Here is a 20,811-nt window from a genome sequence, read left to right as displayed (position 1 = left end):
CCCACATGCCATCATTTCATTAACCTGGATAAGGGGGTCTACGTTGTATATTACCGACGACTTACATCCGACAATTTATAGCAGCCCGGTCGTGCTGAATGTCATCCCTGCCCCCACTATGCTTAGAGGATACGGCTTACAGGCAGCACAAGATCAGCCACTGCATTTCAAAACCCTATTCAGTGTTGATGCAAAATATATTCCCCAGTCGCTTGCCATCAGCCGGGTATTTCAAAATGCCTTAACCTCTACCCTGAGCTTTGACACCCCCAAAGCTATTGCCGTTGCCAATGCCGCCGGATTAACGGTTGAACAAGTCATTGATTTCCATATTTCCAGTGATTCACCTGAAAAGACCATCGCACAAGTTTCCGACCATATTGATTCAGTGATCGGCGGTTCACTCTCCGCTTCACTCAAAAATCAAATTATAGACACCATTAAAACGGGATTTTTAAACCTGAATCGCAACAGCGAAAGTGCGTGGATTTTCTGGTCAAAAGAGAGCGGTAGCAGCACCAGCTACAGCTATAATTTATTGTTTGCTATCCAGCAGAATCAAAAGTTAATCGCGATCCCTTTAGGGATGCTGGTCAATGTCGATGTTAGCGAAGAAAAAGTGTTGTTTATCACTATCTCATCCCATGCATACTATGCTGTGAATCTTGACGGTTTGAAAGTCAGCCAATCGCTGTCAGGGTGATCGCGCCGCTGCCCAGGCCCTGTCCCGAAAGGCGTTATTAGCGCAGTCAGTTTGGATACTGACCATGCACGGGGAGCGGGCGGGATGCAGCAGTTGGTCAGACGCCCCCCACCGGGCTATCAATTCAGGCGCAGGGCCAGTGCGACAACGGCCACAACCTGACCTGACTAGTCCGTTTGCAAGCGCGAAATCCGCTGACCGCTGACCACGGCGGCCAGCGTGGCGAATATCCCGGCGGCGATCAGCGATGCATGGGTGCCTTGCGCGCCGAACAGGTTGAACATCAGCGCCACCAGCGCCGCGCCGGCGGTCTGCCCCACCAGCCGGGCCGTGCCCAGCATACCGCTGGCGCCGCCGCTGCGATGACGGGGCGCCGCGCTGATGATGGTGTGATTGTTCGGCGACTGGAACAGCCCGAAACCGATACCGCACAGTACCATCCGCAGGCAGATATCCAGATAGCCCGGCGAAGCCGGCAGCCAGGCCAGCGAGAACAATCCCAGCGCGAACAACGACAGCCCGATGGTGCACAATACCCCGGCGTTAACGCGTTCAAGCCAGCGCCCCGCCAGCGGCGCCGTCGCCATGATCGCCAGCGGCCAGGGGGTGAGCAGCAGGCCGGTTTCGATTTCATTCATCCCCAGCGCGCTCTGGAAATAGAACGGCAGCGACACCATCGCCAGCATCTGGGCGCAGAACGAACCGATCGACGTGCCCATCGACAACGCAAACACCGGGATGCGCAGCAGATCCACCGGCAGCAGCGGGTAAGACTGATTCAGCTGCCGCCGGAAGAAATAGCCGCCCACCAGTAGCGTCAGCGCCAGTTCGCCCAGCACCAGCCACAGATTTTGACCGTGAGCGAATCCGCCCAGCGCAATGAAAAACAGCCCGAAAGTCAGCGCGTTCAGCAACGCGCTCGGGGTGTCGAAGCGCTGCGCCCTCACCCCGTCGTTACGCGGCAGGAAACGCCAGCCCAGCAGCAGCGCCACAATACCGAACGGCACGTTGATGGCGAACAGCCACTGCCACGACGCCACGCCCAGAATTCCCGCCGCAACGGTCGGCCCGGCGGCGGTGGACACCGCCACCACCAGCGAGTTGATCGCCATGCCGCGCCCGAGCCGGACCTTGGGGTAAATCAGCCGGATCAACGCGGTGTTGACGCTCATCAGCGCCGCGGCCGCCAGCCCTTGCAGAATGCGCGCCAGCGTCAGCGTCGGCAGCGAATCCGCCAGCGAGCACACCACCGACATCAGCGTAAACAACACCAGTCCCACCAGATAGACGCGGCGATAACCGACGATATCGCCAAGCGACGACAGCGACAGCAACGTCATGGTGATCGCCAGCTGATAGGCGTTGACGATCCAGATCGACGACGCCGGGCTGGTGTTGAAATCCGCGGCGATGGTAGGCAGCGCCACGTTGACCAGCGCCCCGTCCAGCACCGCCATAGCGATGCCGAAGGCAATAGCGAAAATGGCGCCGATACGCGCCGGCATCGGTAATCCGTCGACGGCGGATCCCGCGCTCTGAGAGGTAACAGCAGCGTTCAAAATAATGTCCGAAGATGAAAGGCGTGGAGTGCGCGGCAGGCCGCCGCCACACGTTTTTCGTACCCGTTACCCTACTGGGTTTAGCTGGAGGGTGCAATTGATGCGTCCGGCAATTCGTGCTTCATCTCGTTGACGAAGCGCATGATTTTTCCGACCTCGCCTGGCATAGTTAACGCATCGATTAACGCGATACGCTAACTCGCAGGAAAACGTATGGCAGCCTCCACGCTCTGGACGCGTGACCAATTATTGGTTGCGTTTACGTTGTACAGCCAATTACCGTTCGGCAAGCTCCACTCCCGCAATCCCGAGATTATCCACTACGCCAAGCTGATTGGCAGAACCCCTTCCGCGTTAGCGATGAAGCTGGTGAATATCGCCAGTCTGGACCCGGTAATCATCAACTCTGGGCGTACCGGATTAAGCCAGGCTTCCAAAGCCGACCGGGAACTCTGGCAGGAATTGGAGCAAGACCCGGAAGCTTTCGACCAGCAATGCCAGCAAGCGATCGCCGCGCTGACGGCACCGGATGAAACACAGCCGCAAGCGCAGGAAGAAAATGCGCCCGATTATTACGGCCACGAGCGCCTGACCGCCACCAAAGTACGCGTCGGCCAGCAACAGTTTCGCAAGCGGGTGTTGAATGCGTACAACGAACGCTGCTGTATTACCGGGCTGGAAGAACCGATCTTATTGATTGCCAGTCATATTCGCCCGTGGAAAGACATCGCCGAACATCGTCTGGACCCCAGCAATGGACTCTGCCTATCCACCCTGCACGACAAAGCCTTTGACCAAGGGCTGATCGGTTTTAACGATCATCTGGAGTTATTGATCTCGCCGCGTATCAAGGTATTGAAAAGCGATATTATTCAAAGCCAGTTTGAACAATACGAAGGCAAGCCGCTGCATCTCCCCAACGAAGAGAAACATGCGCCGAAGCTCGCACATATTCAGCACCATCGGGATAATATCTTTTTAAAGCATTAGCCTGCCTGATTGCCGATTAAATCTATTCATTGGCCTTAGCGCCGTAATTTATCAATGATGCACGCCGAGCGCCGGACGCGGGGAATAATGCCCCGCCCCGGCCTCATTCCTCACGTTATTGATTCATTCGGGATTAAAGAGAAACCATGCCAATGCCTGTTTTTATCACCGGTTTTATGACCAGTGCCGGTTTGATCGTCGCGATCGGCGCGCAGAATTCGTTCGTGTTGCGTCAGGGGATGCGCCGGGAGCACGTGTTCTGGGTCAGTTCGGTGTGCTTTTTATGCGATATGGCGCTGATGACGCTCGGCGTGCTGGGTCTTGGCAAAATCATCAACGACAGCAAACCGGCGATCACCGCGCTGACGCTGGCCGGGGTGCTGTTTCTGCTGTGGTACGGTTATAACGCGCTGAAAAGCGCCTGGCGCGGCAACAATCAGCTGACGCTCACCACGCAGGGCGACGGCCTGCGCCGCCGGCGCACGGTGATCGGCGCCTGTCTGGCGGTCAGCCTGCTGAATCCACATGTCTATCTGGACACGGTGGCGATCATCGGCGGCATTTCCTCCGGCATCGCCCCCGACCTGAAACTGTTTTATCTGGCCGGCTCCATCAGCGCGTCGTTAATCTGGTTCTACACCATCGGCTACACGGCCGCCGCCTGCTCGCGCTATTTCGCCAACCCGCTAACCTGGCGCATCATCGATAGCCTGATCGGCTGCTACATGATTTTTATGGCGTTTCAGCTGTGTCGTTTTCTGTATCAGCAATAACGCTATCCGACGCGGTCGCTCCGCCGCGCAGCCACTCGATTGCCAGCGTCGGCCAGGCTTGCAGGCGCGCCAGCGCATCGGCGTAGAGCGGCATGGCGTTGGCTGCGCCTTCCCGTTCAACGCACACCGCCGCGTAGGCGGAAGCGAACAGCGCCGCCTCGGCCAGCGCTTCCCCCGCCGCCAGCCGGGCCGCCAGCGCGCCGTTGAAGGCATCGCCCGCGCCGGTAGTGTCTTTCGGTTGCGCCGGGAATACCGGAATACGCGCCAGACTGTCGCCGGTGGACAGCAGCGCACCCTGCGTGCCCAGCGTAATCAGCAGTTTCGCCACGCCCTTGTCGTGCAGCACCTCGGCGGCGCGTTGGGCGCTGTCCCAGTCACTGACGGCGACGCCGGTGAGCTGAGCTGCTTCGGTGCTGTTGGGGGTGAGCAGATCGACGTGACGCAGAAAAGCGTTGCTGACCTTCTGCCACGGCGCCGGGTTGACGATGACGTAGGTGCCCGCCTCGCGGGCGGTGTCCATCATGCGCTGAATGGCGCTCAGGTTATTTTCCAGTTGCATCAACAGGATGTCTGCCGCCGCCACCGTCGGCCGACAGCGGGCGACTTCGGCGGCGGTGACGGTGAGATTAGCGCCGGGGTAGACCGAAATCATGTTCTCGGCGTCGTCGCCCGCCACATAAATCAGCGCGTTGCCGGTCGGTTTTTCCTTGCAGGTGAACAGGGTGATGGCGTCAAAACCGCTGTGTTCCAGATGGCGACGGGCGTAGGAGCCGAAATCATCCCGCCCGACCTTGCCGATATAGTGCACCCGCGCCCCGGCCCGCATCGCCGCCATCGCCTGATTGGCGCCCTTGCCGCCCGGCCCCATCATACTGTGCTGGGCAATCAACGACTCGCCGGGCGCCGGAAAGCGCTGCATGTGCGAGACGATATCCAGATTGAACGAGCCAAACACGCACACCTTACCTTTCATACCTGCTCTCCCCAAATATGTCATCGCCCCACATCACGTTATCTCCCGAAATAACGTTCCGCCGCCAGACAGGCGCCGCGGCACCCGGTGTGATCGGTGGCGGCGCTGACGACCAGTTTCAGCCCGCGCCGGGTCACCGGCGGGCGCAGATGGCGCACCAGCAGCGACTGAAGCTGTTCGAGCGGGAAGTCCGCCATCGCCAGCACCCCGCCGCCCAGAATCAGGTATTCCGGGTCCAGAATATTCATTTCCGCCGCGATGGTTTTCGCCAGCCGGTCGATGAACGCGCGCAGATCCGGGTGGTCGCGCTGTGCCGAAAACAACGCTGAGAGCGGCAGCTCCGGGCAGTGCGCCTGCGCCCACTGACTCAGCCAGTGACCGCTGGCGATAGTCTCTACGCAGCCTTCGTTGCCGCACGGGCAGGCCAGCGGATTGTCCGGCCACGGAATGTGCCCCAGTTCGCCGGAGCCGCCGTGCCGGCCGTGGTAAAACTGGCCGTTGAGCCACAGGCTGTTGCCCATGCCGGTGCCGAGGTACACCCCCACCGCATGCTGCGGCAGACGTTCCAGTTGCAGCAGGTCCCACAGCATCAGGTGGTTGACGTCTTTGTCCATCGCCACCGGCACGCCCACCCGCTCCGCCAGTTGGCGCGCCACCGGTTGATCATCCAGCGCGGGGATAAACGGCAGCGACACCACCTGCTGGCGGTCGTGGCTGAGGATACCCGGCAGCCCCAGCATTACGCCGCCGATGGCGCAGTCAGCCGCCGCCAGCGCCGGACGCAGCACCCCGGCCAGCGCGCCGAGCGCGTCCGGCTGACGCGCCCAACTGGCGGTAGGCACTTTGTGAAATCCTGACCAGCGACGCTGCACGTCCATCACCAGCAACCGGGTGCTGGTGCCGCCGATATCCACCCCCAACCAGCCGGTCATCACGCGGACTCGCTTAGCGCGCCCTTCGCCTGCGCGATGTGTCCTTGCATCAGGTCCCACGCCTGCTCCAGCCGGTCGTGCAGGCCGAACAGACCGGAGGTGCCGACGATCAGCACCTCGGCTCCCGCCGCCAGCAGCGTGCCGTAAGTGCGCTGGTTGCAGGAGCCGTCCACCTCGATCAGATAACGGTGGCCGTGCCGCGCTTTCAGATCGCGCAGTTCCGCGATCTTGCTCACCATTTCCGGAATAAACGGCTGGCCGGCGTAACCGGGATCCACCGTCATCACCGTGATCTTGTCCAGCAGGTGAATGTAGTGACGAATAAACGACACCGGCGTCGCCGGGTTGAGCACCACGCCGACCCGGCGATTCAGCGCGCGGATCTGGTTGATGACCCGGAACGCGTCGCGGTTGATGGTTTCGGCGTGCGGGCAGATCACGTCCGCCCCGGCCTTCGCCACCGCGTCGATAAAATCGGTCGGCGCTTCCACCATCAGATGCACGTCGATAGCCACGCGGGTAAACGGCCGAATCTGCTCGATGAAAAACGGCGACAGGGTGATGTTCTTGACGTAGTGCCCATCCATGATGTCCACGTGCAGAAAATCGGCCCGGGTGTCCAGCACCGCCAGTTGCTGCTTAATCTCCATGAGATTCATGCACATCAGCGAGGGGGAGAGTTGAGTACGCATCAGACGTCCTTTTTATCGTTTAACGGTGACTGGCGGGCCAGCCGCACGCTGCGGCGCACGGCCCGGTAATGGATGTACTGGTTTTTGAAGAACTTGAGCGACAGCACCACGATCAGCACCGCGCCCCACATCGCCAGGCTGAAGTGCTGGCTGATGTTCAGCAGGTTGAAACCGGTGGAGAGGATCTGTAGCGCCACCAGCGCCAGCACCACGCCGGTGACGCGGCCGAAACCGCCGTTGGGGTCGGCGCCGCCGAGAATGATCGCCAGCACCGTCAGCAGCAGGTAGGAATCGCCGTAGCCGATGCGCGCCGAGTTAAAGCGCGCCATCATCACCAGCCCGGCCAGCACGCACAGCAAGCTGGAGATGACGTACACCAGCACCAGCATGCGGTGGGTGTTGATGCCGCTGAACCAAGTGGCGTTGATGTTGCTACCGCCCATATAGATGCACTTGCCGGCGCGGGTTTTGCCGAGGAACAGCGCCATCGCCGCGGCCGCCAGCAGGAACAGGTAGAGCGGCAGCGGCACGCCGAGCAGGGTGCCGGAACCGAGCGTGCGCACCACCTCCGGCATACCGCTCACCGCCGCGCCGCGCGTCAGCCAGATGCCGATGCCGTTGACCGTCATCATGGTGGCGAGCGTCACCAGAATCGGGTGCGCGCCCACTTTGGTCACCATCAACCCGGTGACGCCGCCGATCAGCACCGCAATCGCCACCGCCCCCAGCACGCCGATGCCGAGCCACAGCAGTTGCAGCGCGGTGCCCGCGCCGGACGGCAGATAATTCAGCAGCACCCAGGCGATAAACAGGCTGGTAAGGTTGGCGGTGGCGATGATGCACAGATTCAGGCCGCCGCTCAGGATGGCGACGAACATCGCCAGCGTGAACAGCCCCAGTTCCGGCAACTGGAACGCCATGCTCATGAAGGTCGAGCCGGTGAAAAAGCGCCCCGGCAGCGCCAGCGTAAAGGCGGCGACAGCAACGGCAATCAGCAGCAACAGACCGGGATGCGCGCCGCCCGCCAGACGGACAGCGGCGCGTAACCGGGTAACGGGGTTCATGGCGGAATACGCCTGTCGTTCAGGTAAAACTGACATCGGTTTCCTTCCGTTTCTTGTAGTGGGTAACGGTTATCGCCAGCATGATCACCGCGCCGATGACGATGTTCATGAAGTAGCTGGAGACGCCAATCAGGTTGAGGCCGTTTTTGAGGATGGCGATCAGAAATACGCCCATCAGCGTACCGGTGACGGTGCCTTTGCCGCCCATCAGGCTGGCGCCGCCCAGCACGGTGGCGGCCAGCACATCCAGTTCGCCGCCCACCAGCGCGTTCGGCACCACTTCGCCGACGCGGTAGACCTGCACCAGCCCGCCAACCGCCGCCATCACGCCGAGATAGCCGTAAGCCAGCAGGTGGATCAGCCCGACGCGAATGCCGATGCGCCGCGCCGACTCCTGATCGCCGCCGGTGGCGTACAGCTGGCGGCCAAGGTGGGTTTTGTTGAGCAGGAGCCAGGTGAACAGCGCGATCGCCAGCATCAACGTCAACGGCAGGCCAAGCTGATAACTCTGGCCATTGACGCTAAACGGCAGCACGCTACGCAATGTCACCCACCACTCCGGCAGGCTATACAGGCTGTGGCCGTTGGTGAGCCACATCAGCAGCCCGAACAGCAGCGACTGCATACTGATAGTGATGATGATCGACACGATGCGCAGCGAATAGATCAGCACCGCGTTGATCATGCCGAACAGCGCGCCGCACAGCACCGCCAGCCCGATGCCGAGCAGCGGATTGTCGATGCCGGCGCGTACGAACAGCGAGGCGATCAGGTACTGCGTCACCGAGGCCACCGCCGCGAACGAAATGTCGATGCCGCCGGTCACCAGCACCACGAACAGCCCCAGCGCGAAAATACCGGTGACGGCGTAGGTATCCGCCAGGTCGAGCAGATTCTGCAACGTCAGGAACTGGTCGCTGGCGAGCGAGAAAAACACCACGAAACACAACAGCACCCAGGCCAGCCAGCCCTGACTCGACTGCGGTTTCAACCAGGATACGTCAGGCATTGATCACCTCCGCCAGTTGCTGCTGCGCGATGTCGTGCGGCCGGTATTCGGCGTGGATAGTGCCGTCCTGAAAATGCAGTACCCGGTCGCAGTTGTAGTAGACCTCCGGCACTTCATCGGAAATCAGGATGATGGCCAGCCCCTCGCGGGCCAGTTGGTGGATCAACTGATAGATGCTGGCCTTGGCGCCCACGTCCACCCCGACGGTAGGCGAGTCGAGGATCAGGATCCGCGGTTGGGTCAGTACCCATTTCGCCAGCACGATCTTCTGTTGGTTGCCGCCGGACAGCGTGGAGATCGCCTGATCCGGATCCGCCACCCGCACGCCCAGTTGCTGGATCCAACGCAGGATCAGCGTGTTCTTGCGGTATTCGTCGATCAGGTGGAAGCGGTTGCGCAGTTGATCGAGGATGGTCAGCACCATGTTGTCCGCCACCGACTGCTGCTGGATCAGCCCCAGCGTTAGTCGGTCTTCCGATACATAGCCGATACCGGATTTGATGGCGTCTTCATGGTTGCGAAAGCGTACCGGTTTGCTGTCGAGCCAGATTTTGCCGCCGTCGGGTTGGGTCATACCGAACAGCGACAGCGCCAGTTCGGTGCGCCCGGAGCCAAGCAGGCCGCACAGCCCCAGCACTTCGCCCTGATGCAGCCGGAAACTGACATCGTGGTACTGCCCGGCGCGGCTCAGCCGTTCCACCTCCAGCAACACGCGATCCGGATCGCCGGTGGGCGTTTTCAGTTGGTAGTCGAGCTTCAGGCCGGTCATCAGTTCGGTCAGCCGGGCGCCGTCCATCTCGCTGGCGGGCCAGGTGCCGACCTTGCGGCCATCGCGGATCACCGTCACCCGATCGGATATCTCCAGCACCTCGTCCAGCCGGTGGCTGACGAACACCACGCAGATGTTTTTGTCCTTCAGGTAACGCACGGTGCGCAGCAGTTGATTAACTTCGGTGCGGGTGAGCGAGGCGGTCGGCTCGTCCATGATCACCAGCCGCGCGTCCGCTACCAGCGCCCGGCAGATCGCCACCTGCTGACGTTGCGCGATGGACAGCGCCGCTACCTTTGCATCCAGTTGCAAGTCAAACTGCAACTCGCTGATGATGCGCTGCGCGGTGTCCCGCACCCGGCGGGCGCTGTACCAGCCGAACAGCCCGTTCAGGTTGTGCTCGAAGGCGATGTTCTCCGCCACGCTCAGGTTAGGAAACAGCGACAGATCCTGATAGATCACCTGAACGCCAAAATCGCGCGCCTGCCGGGCGGTGAGGCGGGCGATCGTGTCGCCCTCCCCCATACGGCTGCCGCTGTCCGGGGCATGCACCCCGGCGATCACCTTGATCAAGGTACTTTTGCCACAGCCGTTGGTGCCGGCCAGACAGTGCACTTCTCCCGCCATCAGCGACAGCGAGATATCGCTCAGCGCCCGGTTGCCGCCAAAGGTCTTCGACAGGTTATCCAGCGCAATCAGCGTCTGTGGTTCGGCCGCGTTCATCGCTTACAGCCCCATTTTGACCAGTTTCGGCAGGTTGGTTTTATCCAGGCTCTCGGTGGTGTTGCCGAGGATGGTGTGGGTCTGGCTATCCACCTTCACCTTGCCCAGGCCGTCGATGGTCATGCCGTCGGTGATGGCTTCCTTCTTCTGGATCATGTCCGCCAGCCGCACGAATACCTCGCCCGCCGTCATCGGGTTCCAGATATAGCCGCCCTTGATGGCGCCGCGGTTGACCAGCGACTGGCCCTGACCGGGGCTGAACGAACCGATAACGCAGATCTGGTCAATCTTGTTGCGCGCCATCACCGCCCGCCCGGCGCCGATCGGCCCCTGTGAACCAAAGGCGATGATGCCTTTCAGGTCGGGGTATTTGGACATCAGTTCGTTGGTGGTGCGGATGGAGTCATCCAGCGATTCGCCGACGCCGAACTTGTCCGCCACCAGTTGCATCTTCGGGTAATGGGCTTTCTGCCACGCCACGGCGGAATCAACCCAGGCGTTGTGCAGCGGCACCGTCAGGCTGCCGACGTAAGCGGCGTATTTGCCCTCGCCTTTCATGCAGTCCGCCAGCGCTTTCATGTGGTTCTCGCCGTGGGTTTTGGCGTCCACCAGTTCAAAATCCCAATCGGCGTATTGCTGCCCCGGCGACTCATGCACCAGCACCTTGATGCCCGCTTCCTGCGCGCGTTTCAGCACCGGTTCCAGCACCTTCGGGTCGTTCGGCACCACGCCGATGATGTCCACCTTCTGGGCGATCAGATCTTCGATGGCGCGCACCTGAAGCGCCGGGTCCGCCGAGGTCGGCCCCACCTGCCAGGCATCGATGCCGCGTTTGGCCGCTTCGCTCTTGATGCCGGCTTCCATGGCGTTGAACCACGGAATGCCGCCGATTTTCACCACCACCCCCATGCGCAGCTTATCGGCGGCGTGGGCAGAAGCGGCGAACAGCGCCAGCAGGGTACAGGCGAGTAAGGTTCTTTTCATTATGCTTCTCCGATCGAGTTATTAATTAACTGCATGGCGGACGGCCGTTGCGAGCAATCGATAATATTGACGCCATTCCATGCCAGTTCCTGTTGAAGCGCTTTATCTTTCAAACTGTCGGTAATCAGAAAATCCACATCGCGGTAATGACAAATACGGGCGAATGACGGATGAGAAAATTTACTGGCGTCCATTAATAAATATTTTCTTTCCGACGCCAGCAGCATTTGTTGTTTTAAATGGGCGCTATTTTCATTTCCCTCGCGTAAATAACCGTCATTGCCCAGACTGCTACAGGAAAAGAAAATCTTATTAATTAAAAACTCCTTTAACGGCTGTTCCGCCACCACGCCGCTAAAATCCTCATAGCGATCGGAATATTCCCCGCCCAGACAAATGGTGCGAATATTGCCTTTCGGCGCCAGCGTTTGCACCGTACGCAATGAATTGGTTAATACCGTTAATTCAATATCCGGTAATTGCCGCGCCAGAAACCAACAGGTGGTACTGCTGTCCAGTAAAATACAATCGCCGGGGCTGATAAAATCCAGCGCACGTTTAGCCATTTGCATTTTCTGCGACACATTTTCATTCATGCGCTGACGAAATGTGGCTTCCTGTTCACTGTGGCCGCTTGTTATATTCGGAATATTTCCCTGGCTGCGCTGCGCGATAACCGCGCCGCCGTGACTGCGTAATAACACGCCTTTCTTTTCCAGCAGCGATAAATCCCGCCGGATGGTTTCCTGCGACACCTGGCATAACCTCACCAGCTCTGAAACCAATACACGACCATGCACGGTTAATTGCTCGACAATGCGCTGCTGACGCTCAATCGGCAACATGGCGACCTCCTGTGGGAATAAAGGTAATGGATAGCGGGAACACAAAATGTGCCCTGGGCAAAAGACCGGGGGCAGGAAAATGACGGGGCTGCATTCAGTGATCCTGGTGGAAAATAAAAATGAAATTTGCATCACCGGCAGATTAAAAGGTGATGAATGTCACAAAAAAGTGCCGTTTTAACGGCCATCATCGCGCCTTAACATAAGCACGCTAATAAATGTAGCAATAAATTAACCTGCCCGAATGTGACCGTTTCTGTGGATTTGACCGGTTTGAGAGAACAACGAGGAAGAGCAACATCAGAAGACGGAGCGGCGCACCACACACCACCCCGATAAAAGACATGAAGAATGCAACGATACTACGCGCCGCGATATGCCGTATTGGCGCCCATACCGCTAACATACACATTATGCGCCAGCCCGGTTTCCTTCATCGCTTCCCAGAAATTAACGTCTTTCACCAGCGCTGACAGGCTTTGCCACTGCAACGCGCTCCCCGCAACGCCTTTGCGCTGATACAGACCGAACCAGCCGGAAAAACCGTACGATTCCGCCACCGGCGCCAGCACCACCACCGTCGAGGACGGATGACCGTGCGCCTGCCGCATCCGCTCAAGCCAGCCTAACAGTTGCGACGGCGACAGCGGTTGACCGTCATGTCCATGCAATACCCCTGCGTAGAGGCAGGCCGGCTGGGGTTTGAGCTCCAGAAAATCGCTCGCCGACATGTCTTTGCCGGTCAGATGATTGTCGCTCCAACCCTGCGGCGAGATGCAGATATCCCCTTGCTCAACGGCGCCAAACAAATCCAGCCCCAGCAGCAGGTAATGTTTGTCTGGCAATACGTGGTCTTCCTGTGCGATCACCGGCAGCGCCAGATCGGCGCCGGGCACCCACTCCGGCGTAAACTCTTCTTTCACGGAGAAGATCTTCTCAATCTGGTGGATGTTTTGCCGGGCGTTGAAATCACACCGGTAGAGAATATCGAAAAAGGTTTCACCCTCAATATCGCGGGTAATCACCGACGGCGGCACCGGCATCGCCAGCCCCAGCGCACTCAACAATTCGGGCAGATAATTAAGCGATGCCGCTTCCGCATCGGTGTTGGTATCACGCACCCAGGATTTCCGGCGATGTTGTTCTTTCAAATGGTAGCCTTTCATGGTGTATCTCCCGACAGATGAATGTCTTCACACCATAATTCAGCACGGGAAAATCCCTCTGGTGGTAAATGGGGAAAAATGGGGGAGGAATGGGGTCTTCCGGCAAATCATTGCTTCAAAATAAAAAATTATCAGTCCCTAAAAGGGACATAACAAACGACTCAGAGAAGGATGTATTTCCCTTGCAACGGCAAGGTACCAGCAAGTACAAACTCACTGCATAACTACACTTTGCGAGGCACATTCCAAAACGCATCGCAACACCACTGTAAATTCATCCAGCCTCTTTCACCCGGTTGGCCGCTGGCATAGAGTGTCTGTGCTGCGGCAACATCCGCAGCCGGGACTGGAACCCCCGACTATCTCAGGACTGAAAAACGCTTTGTTTTTTCAGGGGCTGCGTGCACACTCGTTACGGTGACGCAGGCAGGGCAACCGCAAGGTTGACCGGTCTTCTTGAGAGCCGGGGTTCCAACCCTGTCTGTGTCACCACCAAGTTTGGAACCCTTGAGTGGTGACGTGCTGATACTATCTCAAGGAAAACAGACTATGACGGACACCCACGCCACACCCACTGACAGCAGCATCAACATTTTCCGCGGCCTGATCGCCAGCCTGCCGTTCCATCAGCTTGATGAGGTTCAACTGTGTGACCTTGGCGCTATCGCCGCTGAATCCGTCGCCGGGCTGTGCCACGGGCTTCACGAACTCGGCGATCGGTTGCAAAACGGCGCCGACATCGAACCCGAACAGCGCTACCAGTTGGGCGCCAGCCTGAATGCCGCCGCGCACCTAATCCCGGCGCTGCTGGAAATCTGCGAACAGGCGGAACGCCACACTCGAGTGGTGCCACATGCGGGTGAATTAATACCGCTCTACGTTATTTAAGTTCACCAGCATGGCCTGACCGCCGTTGACGGCACACTGCGATAGATGCCGGAGTCTGGATGAGTTGAACGATGTCGCATTCACTGAATACAGTGAGTAATAAAACCGGCGGTGGCGGTGCGGTATGACGAATGATATAGCGGCTATCTGGTCCAAAAACCGCGTCTTATATTCCCGTCCTGACGGACGGGACTTTACACCGCACTGGATAACATTATTAGAAATCACATTTCTACTGCGGGAACATTTTTAAAAAATCCAAGTGTGCTAGCCTTAACAGCGTAATGACCTTTCAACTCGTACCGAGGCTTTGATGCTGGAGAATGTAATCATCAGATAATCAGCTTTCCGACCTTCTCAGGCCGGACTGGTTATCGCTGCGCTTAAACTTTACGCAAACACCTGCGGGTGTTGGCTCGTTTTAGCACATGATGATTAACAGGTTTCCAGTATGAACTTATCCCGTCAGGAACAACGTACCTTACACGTTCTCGCTAAAGGCGGTTGTATTGCGCACGTGCGCGATGCTTCTGGGCACATCACTTCCGTTGAATGTTATAGCCGCGAAGGACTGCGACTCAGCGACTGCACGCTGGCCGTCTTCAAAAAACTTAAAACCAAAAAACTGATCAAATCCGTCAATGGTCAGCCGTACCGCATCAACACCACCGGGCTGAGCACCGTTCGCGCCCAACCGGACAACCGTTAAGGTACAGATGATGAATATGCCTATTAATACCCCGTTTACCGATAGCTATGACAAAGCTTTTCTGCTGGACACGATGATGGGGCCGAATGCCATGCGCATTACGGAAGAAATGGCCAATATGCTCCCCATTTCGCCGGGCATGCGTATCCTTGACCTTGGTTGCGGGAAAGGAATTTCGTCCATCCTGCTGGCGGAAAAGTACGACGTGACGGTGTTTGCCGCCGATTTATGGATCCCCCCGACCGAAAACACACAGCGGTTCACCAGTCTGGGGGTTGATTCTAAAATTTTTCCCCTGCGGGTAGACGTAACGAAGGAGATCCCCTTTGCTGATGAATACTTTGACATGATCATCAGCGTGGATGCCTGGCAGTACTTTGGCAGCAACGGCGGCATGCTGGCGAAACTGCTGCCTTTTGTGAAAAAAGGCGGGCTGATAGCGGTTGCCGTCCCCGGGTTTATACAAGACTACTCAGAAGGCAACCTGCCCGAAGTAGTAAAACCTTTTTGGACACCAGACTGGTATTTTTATTCCTGTCACTGGTGGAAAGCGTTATGGGAAAAAGAATCCGGCATAGAAATTACCATGCTGCGCGAAATGGATTCATGCCGGCAGGCGTGGGATGACTTTATGGAATGCACGCTTGCTCAGGAAATGATGGTTCCCATCATGGAGGCGGGGGCCGGAGAGTATTTCAACATTATTCAAATCGTGGGACGAAAAAAATAAGATTAAAAGTTTATTTAATAGTCAAATATGAACATTAATAGACGATAACGGGCACAAAAAAAGCCACCCGAAGGGGGCTTGATTTTTGAATTTTGGTGCGAAGGCCGGACTCGGGATAACTTTTAATTTATTGATTTAAAATAAATTTAATTTTACAAATGGTTTTATTGACCACCATTTTGACCCCAATGCGATTTATACGACGCTATTTGAGTTAATTTTTCATCAGAAAATGGAAGAAGGTAATCCCTTTCTTATCAAACAAGATCAGTAAATCTGGCAGGCCGTTAAGAGCGGAAAGCGCACATGGCCGTCTACTTAAACCCGGGAATTTTTCTGGGTCTGGGTGATGCTCTCGATTTCAATTCTATTTACATGACAGACTTGACCTATTTCATATTCTAGCATGCAACATAAACAGTCTTTCGTATATTACCGGCAATGAATCGATTTTTATGTTCTCCACTATTAGTAAAACCTCGCGATGAGTCCTGTAAGGGAAAACCGGAAAGCAAGTTTTAATCGTTGTAACTTTATTGCAGTTCATATTTTTATCGTCAGGACAACCAGTCATAACGAGTTATCCTCCGATATAACCTAGGGGTATTTTGGGTTATCATCACTATGATCAAGAATTTCTTCATCCGGTAAAATTATTAAATAATCCTATATTGAATCATTTAGTCTTCATCACCTTTTTGGAACTCATTTACGCTGAAATTCAATTTTTTCAATGGTGCATCGGGAAGGTGGTGATGATAAAAAACCCCTATATACTCAATATGATAACTTAATAGTATGTAGAACAAACTTAAGCATAATATATAGTTATCAACATTGTCTTTCCAAACGTGTTTTTTGAAATGTTCAGCATGTGCAGATCTATTTCTTGCCTTAAACCAGGCAGTGGCCATTTCTTTCGGAAATACCCCCTGCCGAGCCATGTTAAAAAGAATTCCTTTTGGCGAGGACTGTCCACTTCTTTGTAGTAAATTAATTATTGAGCTTTTAACTCGCTCATTTATTTCAAGGTGGTCTATTATAGGCTTTACATCGCTACATAACTTTTTGAATTCCCTATCTTCTTGTTTGAATTTTGAGTGAAATTTATTTATAACACCCTCAATTGAAACCGTTAGGCTGAGAGTTTCATTTTCAAGATCAGACTGGTGGGCATTAAATATCTTCAACCAATAATAATAAAATGTTCTATCGGTTCCGAATTTTTCGGTATATGATTTTATAAATTCGATCCACTCATTAAGATAATGAGGGATTCGTTGAGGGAGGAATTCCATAAGGTGGAGTTTTTTTGTGTTTGATATCTCTTTAAATATTAATGTTTTATCTACTACTGTTTGTGTCACGCTTAATGTTGGTGTTAGTAACACACCTCCAGCAATTGACAATGCGTCAACTATACATTTAGCTTGATCTAACGTAACGTTCTGTTCTGACGTAAGGTGTATGCAAGAATAATTATCCTCTAGCAGTACTGATATATTTATATTATCTAATATAAATGAGCATCTTGTTCTCCTTTGTCCGCCTTCTCCTAAATTTTGGAATTCATTGCAAGGTATATTAAATCTCTGTGGAACAAAAAAATAGTGTTGGTATTCAGAATAATCATTTTCTATAGTTTTCCTTATTTCATATAACTCACAATCAATACCTATCCCACATGGTGACACGTTCATACTAATATAAGGATTAATGTTGTCCGCATGCCAAACCTTACCGCTTAAATCCGTAGCTTTTAATGAGAACAAATACTCCTCGCTAATTATTTCTCCAGTCTTCAAGTGTGAATAAGTTGGTTTGACGCGGAATTGCTGATCAGATTTCTTATGTAAAAACTTCAAATATGGTTTTTTATCTTTGTAGTAAAAATACCCTGAACCAGTGAATATCTCTGGATTTTCAGTAGTTTGTTGGGTCAAAGTAATATCAATAAAATCGTGGGTAAAAGTACCTGCTATTAGTTGTTCAACTATTTCCTTTGAAATGCTCATTTAAAGCCTTTTACTATGATTGAATGTTGAAGAGTTTTTCCACTTGAGATAGTTTTTGTCAATTATCTAATTCTTAGTTTTAGAGATGACTCATCATGTTATCTTTAACTTAGAGTCCAATTCAGTACATGATGATCTGTCCCCAAATCATTAACATTACACTATGCCAGTAACATCAGCTACTGGCACTAAACGACCTGTCAAATTAGCTCTAAACTTATCTTACAAAATCGTCATCTTAAGAATAAGCCAGCACAACTAAATCAAACCAACACCTTCAACCCATGCTTCTGCACCACGGTAAGCAGTTTCAGCGATAACCCGCTGGGGCGTTTTGCGCCGCTTTCCCATTTCTGCACTGTTGAAACACTGGTGTTCAGGTAGCGGGCGAAAACTGGCTGGCTGACGTTTAACTTCTCACGCAGCGCTTTAATTTCCAGTGGCTGAAGAGACTCGACACTGTTAAGGCACGCTTTGTCAAAATTGCGCATCGTTTCTTGTGGGATGGCATCAACGCTGAATAAGCCAGATGCGGCGCTGTGAATGGCCTCAAATGCCGGGCTTTTGAATTTACTTTTTGCAGTCATGGCAAATCTCCACCCGTTCTTTATGCTTAATCAGTGCCGTAATCTTTTCATCGGCAAGGGCAGCATGGCTTTCCCCTGAGTTACCGCCTCAATGGCCTGACATAACTCGCTATCCTTGATAGCGTGGGATTTAGCCGCCTTAGTAAACCATTTGGTTTTGAATACACGCATCAGGCCAGCATTCCATCCCTTAACTATAGCACTGAGTGCTAGATTACTCCCTTTTGATGAATATTCAAACTACTTGAAGTCTGCAAAATTCTGTCGTAATTTTATCCGCGTAATCCGTTGTCTCAGACAACTGCCAATGTTTCCAGTGTCAGGATGATACGAGTGACCTGAGAGAAACGCCTTCGGGTGGTCGCCCCTTCAATGCTGTACGGTTCCAGTATCTGGTGTGTGTGATTGTAGTGAACCGTATGGCCCTTTCTTCAGAGCCAGGGAAAAAATGCCATCGTAGCCTGAAAGATGGCGCTATTACCGTAGCGGTACCTCCGTTAATCCTTTGAGAACGGAGATCACCACTCTATATGATGGTGATAAAGGAATATTAACTTTACACAAAAGCCAGAATGGCTTGTTTTTACTTGCAAAAAACGGCGTTGCTGTCTGTTGATCTATGGCAGGCGTGCTGTCGTATGCTTTATGCCGCATTGAATTTCTTTGCTGGCAACGGGCTGTTTTTATCTACCATCGGCTTTCAGATTAAATGACAGACATTTATGGCTGTCCTGTCAGCCTATTTTTTAACTTTAACTTGTTGTTTTTTAAAAGCAATAAGCGTTCTCAGCGCGCTTATTGACTCAGGGTTCGCGTTTTATCGCGCAACCCCACCTTCTTCATAGCAACGACAGGCGTGTGTTTAGCATTGTCATGTAGCTTTGCTTTGTCATCAGACAACGGCAGGGATTCGCTCATGGCAACGCTTTCACCCGGCGTCACTTTTACCGCGCAAGCAGGTGAAAGTGACGCCGCGCACTGACGTCTTTCTCGACTTTACTCATGGCCGTTTGCGCTGCGTGTCAACATTCTGACACCACCGTTTTCGCGCCTCACTGTGTTTAAAAGCATTCTGGATCGATACCGAGGCAGGCGATTTGCCTGGGGGTATGACTGTGTGAACAGCGGTTGCACTGTGTGCATCACCGAACCCCCGATACCTCAACAAAACCCAAGCCCTCCGGCGCACAGGTATCGTTCAGGCAGAGTACCGACTCTGCATAGCAGCCATGCGCCGAAGGGCTGAAGTCGAGATAAGAGCATGACAAAACTCAGTCGTGAAATGAAAACATGGGCGAAACAGGCGGGTGGCAGCCATAAAACGGTTCATGATCGCCTCCGTATTGTTGAGCGTTTGTGCCGTCATCTGCTGGCACTCAACATTCAGGTGCGCAGCGTACAGCACGTTAAAGCCCGGCATATCGAAAGCTATGTGTCGGCCCGCCGCTCTCAGGGCATGGCTTTACGCACGCTGCATAACGAGATGTCCGCCTTGCGCAGCGTGCTGCGTCTGGCAGGCCGGGGAAAACTGGTGGATGATCCCCGCCTGAGCAATCAGGCGTTGGGGCTGGGTGGTGCCAGCCGGGCAGGCACTAAATATGCCATCCCGGATGCGCTCTATCAGTCCGTGCTGGAGTCCGCCCGCCGGGAAGATGCCGGTCTGGCCTGTGCGCTCCAGCTTGCCCGGTTGCTGGGGTTGCGTTCTCAGGAAGCGGTGCAGTGTTGCGCCTCGCTCAAGCGCTGGGAGCAGCAACTGACCCGGCAGGTTGACCGGCTCACCGTCGTGTTTGGCACCAAAGGCGGGCGACCGCGTGAAACCCGTGTGCTGGACAGCGCAGCGGTGCTTGCTGCTGTGCGTGAGGCACTTGTCATCGCCGACAACCGCAACGGCAAACTCATCGATAAACCGGATTTGAAAACCGCCATGAATTTCTGGCGTGCTCGTACTACCCGCCTCGGCCTGACCGGCCATTACTCCCCCCACAGTCTGCGCTATGCATGGGCGCAGGATGCCATGCATTTCTACCTTGCCGACGGGTTTAGCCGTCAGGAGGCACGGGCGCTGGTGTCGATGGATTTGGGTCATGGCGATGGCCGTGGCCGTTATGTTGAACGTGTCTACACCCGTCAGGAGGAGGCGTAATGATGTCCAATCTCACTTTGTTGCGTTTGCCCGATGTGATGAAAAAAACCAGCCTCAAAAAATCCTGGATCTATTACCTGATCGATCGTGGCGAGTTCCCCCAGCCGGTGAAGCTGGGCGCACGTTCTGTCGCCTGGGTGGAGAGTGAAATCAACGACTGGATTGCCGAGCGTATCCGTCAGCGGGCGGAGGGGCGCAAATGAATCATTCAGCTTTTCTTCTGGCGGGCAAATTGGGCTATACTGCGCGGGCTACGGCAAAATCCGTAGCCGGAATTGGCGTTCCGAACAATAGTCTGGTGCCTGAATACGCACATCGTGCGTATTTTTTTGCAGGCAAGCGTCGAGCTGTACCTTCAATGGTGGCTCGTGCGGGGCTTCCGCAAGGAAGGCCGGTAGCCAGACTGTCCGGTAACGCCAACCTCGCACGGGCTACCACCCGCGAGATTGGCGTCTCTGGTGGTAGCTATCACAATTGCTACAGTCTGGAGGCTGCCTTATGGCTACGACCCTTAGCTATTCCTGCCTGCAATCTTTCACCTCTCTTGTGGAGGTGCG

The 20,811-nt window shown here is 54.9% G+C and carries 21 protein-coding genes and 1 pseudogene; 9 read left to right on the top strand and 13 right to left on the bottom strand.

The window, feature by feature from the left end:
- Window positions 1-43: 43 nt before the first annotated feature.
- Window positions 44-703 (top strand): cytolytic delta-endotoxin, encoded by a 660-nt coding sequence (locus CPA59_RS02270; RefSeq protein ID WP_237431855.1) that lies wholly within the window; start codon window positions 44-46, stop codon window positions 701-703.
- 167 nt (window positions 704-870) lie between these two features.
- Here CPA59_RS02270 and CPA59_RS02265 read toward each other — a convergent pair whose 3' ends face one another.
- Window positions 871-2,208, bottom strand: a complete 1,338-nt coding sequence (locus CPA59_RS02265; RefSeq protein WP_174213725.1) for an MFS transporter — start codon at window positions 2,206-2,208, stop codon at window positions 871-873.
- Between the two features lie 267 nt (window positions 2,209-2,475).
- On the opposite strand from CPA59_RS02265, the gene CPA59_RS02260 reads away from it, so the two are divergent.
- On the top strand, window positions 2,476-3,252 hold the full coding sequence (locus tag CPA59_RS02260) for an HNH endonuclease (RefSeq protein ID WP_107758616.1): 777 nt from the start codon (window positions 2,476-2,478) through the stop codon (window positions 3,250-3,252).
- Window positions 3,253-3,398: 146 nt separating this feature from the next.
- On the top strand, window positions 3,399-4,025 hold the full coding sequence (locus tag CPA59_RS02255; RefSeq protein ID WP_100848788.1) for a LysE/ArgO family amino acid transporter: 627 nt from the start codon (window positions 3,399-3,401) through the stop codon (window positions 4,023-4,025).
- Here the strand turns inward: CPA59_RS02255 and CPA59_RS02250 are convergent.
- The 9 genes from CPA59_RS02250 to CPA59_RS02210 all read right to left on the bottom strand — a co-directional run bounded on the left by CPA59_RS02250 (window position 3,985) and on the right by CPA59_RS02210 (window position 13,182).
- The gene (locus CPA59_RS02250; protein WP_107758615.1) at window positions 3,985-4,998 is read right to left on the bottom strand and encodes a ribokinase; all 1,014 of its coding nucleotides are present in this window, start codon (window positions 4,996-4,998) and stop codon (window positions 3,985-3,987) included. The genes CPA59_RS02255 and CPA59_RS02250 overlap by 41 nt on opposite strands.
- A 38-nt stretch (window positions 4,999-5,036) precedes the next feature.
- Window positions 5,037-5,933, bottom strand: a complete 897-nt coding sequence (gene alsK, locus CPA59_RS02245; protein ID WP_107758614.1) for an allose kinase — start codon at window positions 5,931-5,933, stop codon at window positions 5,037-5,039.
- Window positions 5,930-6,622 carry a D-allulose 6-phosphate 3-epimerase gene (gene alsE / locus CPA59_RS02240; RefSeq protein WP_107758613.1) on the bottom strand — a complete coding sequence of 231 codons (693 nt, stop codon included), beginning with the start codon at window positions 6,620-6,622 and terminating at the stop codon, window positions 5,930-5,932. Before alsE ends, alsK begins: the two co-directional genes overlap by 4 nt.
- Window positions 6,622-7,686 carry an ABC transporter permease gene (locus tag CPA59_RS02235; protein ID WP_038662884.1) on the bottom strand — a complete coding sequence of 355 codons (1,065 nt, stop codon included), beginning with the start codon at window positions 7,684-7,686 and terminating at the stop codon, window positions 6,622-6,624. Before CPA59_RS02235 ends, alsE begins: the two co-directional genes overlap by 1 nt.
- Window positions 7,687-7,705: 19 nt before the next feature.
- Window positions 7,706-8,695, bottom strand: coding sequence for an ABC transporter permease (locus CPA59_RS02230; protein WP_107758612.1), 990 nt, complete (start codon window positions 8,693-8,695; stop codon window positions 7,706-7,708).
- On the bottom strand, window positions 8,688-10,187 hold the full coding sequence (locus tag CPA59_RS02225) for a sugar ABC transporter ATP-binding protein (protein ID WP_107758611.1): 1,500 nt from the start codon (window positions 10,185-10,187) through the stop codon (window positions 8,688-8,690). The genes CPA59_RS02230 and CPA59_RS02225 overlap by 8 nt, the downstream gene beginning before the upstream one ends.
- A gap of 3 nt (window positions 10,188-10,190) precedes the next feature.
- A complete protein-coding gene (locus CPA59_RS02220; RefSeq protein WP_042858441.1) occupies window positions 10,191-11,171 on the bottom strand; it encodes a substrate-binding domain-containing protein in 981 nt (326 codons plus the stop codon).
- Window positions 11,171-12,016 carry a DeoR/GlpR family DNA-binding transcription regulator gene (locus tag CPA59_RS02215; protein WP_100848782.1) on the bottom strand — a complete coding sequence of 282 codons (846 nt, stop codon included), beginning with the start codon at window positions 12,014-12,016 and terminating at the stop codon, window positions 11,171-11,173. Before CPA59_RS02215 ends, CPA59_RS02220 begins: the two co-directional genes overlap by 1 nt.
- A 362-nt stretch (window positions 12,017-12,378) precedes the next feature.
- Window positions 12,379-13,182 (bottom strand): hypothetical protein, encoded by an 804-nt coding sequence (locus CPA59_RS02210; RefSeq protein ID WP_100848781.1) that lies wholly within the window; start codon window positions 13,180-13,182, stop codon window positions 12,379-12,381.
- A gap of 549 nt (window positions 13,183-13,731) precedes the next feature.
- Between CPA59_RS02210 and CPA59_RS02205 the strand changes: the two genes are divergently transcribed.
- The 3 genes from CPA59_RS02205 (at window position 13,732) to CPA59_RS02195 (ending at window position 15,509) form a co-directional block, all read left to right on the top strand.
- Window positions 13,732-14,070: a hypothetical protein gene (locus CPA59_RS02205; protein WP_107758610.1), complete on the top strand. Its 339-nt coding sequence runs from the start codon at window positions 13,732-13,734 to the stop codon at window positions 14,068-14,070.
- Window positions 14,071-14,521: 451 nt separating this feature from the next.
- Entirely contained in the window at window positions 14,522-14,779 is a 258-nt protein-coding gene (locus CPA59_RS02200; RefSeq protein ID WP_049855262.1) for a YjhX family toxin, read from the top strand.
- Between the two features lie 7 nt (window positions 14,780-14,786).
- Entirely contained in the window at window positions 14,787-15,509 is a 723-nt protein-coding gene (locus tag CPA59_RS02195; RefSeq protein WP_107758609.1) for a methyltransferase domain-containing protein, read from the top strand.
- 680 nt (window positions 15,510-16,189) lie between these two features.
- On the opposite strand, the gene CPA59_RS02190 is transcribed toward CPA59_RS02195, so the two are convergent.
- The 3 genes from CPA59_RS02190 to CPA59_RS02180 form a co-directional block, all read right to left on the bottom strand.
- Window positions 16,190-17,524, bottom strand: a complete 1,335-nt coding sequence (locus tag CPA59_RS02190; protein WP_107758608.1) for a hypothetical protein — start codon at window positions 17,522-17,524, stop codon at window positions 16,190-16,192.
- Window positions 17,525-17,787: 263 nt separating this feature from the next.
- Window positions 17,788-18,111 carry a DNA-binding transcriptional regulator gene (locus tag CPA59_RS02185; RefSeq protein ID WP_107758607.1) on the bottom strand — a complete coding sequence of 108 codons (324 nt, stop codon included), beginning with the start codon at window positions 18,109-18,111 and terminating at the stop codon, window positions 17,788-17,790.
- A 30-nt stretch (window positions 18,112-18,141) separates the two neighbouring features.
- Window positions 18,142-18,282: a type II toxin-antitoxin system RelE/ParE family toxin gene (locus CPA59_RS02180; protein ID WP_369831415.1), complete on the bottom strand. Its 141-nt coding sequence runs from the start codon at window positions 18,280-18,282 to the stop codon at window positions 18,142-18,144.
- Window positions 18,283-19,372: 1,090 nt separating this feature from the next.
- Here CPA59_RS02180 and CPA59_RS02175 point away from each other — a divergent pair.
- The 3 genes and pseudogenes from CPA59_RS02175 to CPA59_RS23045 all read left to right on the top strand — a co-directional run.
- Window positions 19,373-20,254, top strand: coding sequence for an integrase domain-containing protein (locus CPA59_RS02175; protein WP_107758606.1), 882 nt, complete (start codon window positions 19,373-19,375; stop codon window positions 20,252-20,254).
- Between the two features lie 2 nt (window positions 20,255-20,256).
- Window positions 20,257-20,457, top strand: a complete 201-nt coding sequence (locus CPA59_RS02170) for an AlpA family transcriptional regulator (RefSeq protein ID WP_026357784.1) — start codon at window positions 20,257-20,259, stop codon at window positions 20,455-20,457.
- Window positions 20,454-20,783 (top strand): annotated as a pseudogene (locus CPA59_RS23045) (ash family protein); the annotation flags it as partial. The gene CPA59_RS02170 and the pseudogene CPA59_RS23045, both read left to right, overlap by 4 nt.
- Window positions 20,784-20,811 lie beyond the last annotated feature (28 nt).

Origin of the sequence: Dickeya sp. Secpp 1600, from assembly GCF_003049805.1 — a bacterium.
Lineage (GTDB): Bacteria > Pseudomonadota > Gammaproteobacteria > Enterobacterales > Enterobacteriaceae > Dickeya > Dickeya fangzhongdai.
Note: the sequence above shows the minus strand (reverse complement) of the source record. Positions and strands in the feature narration are given on the sequence as shown.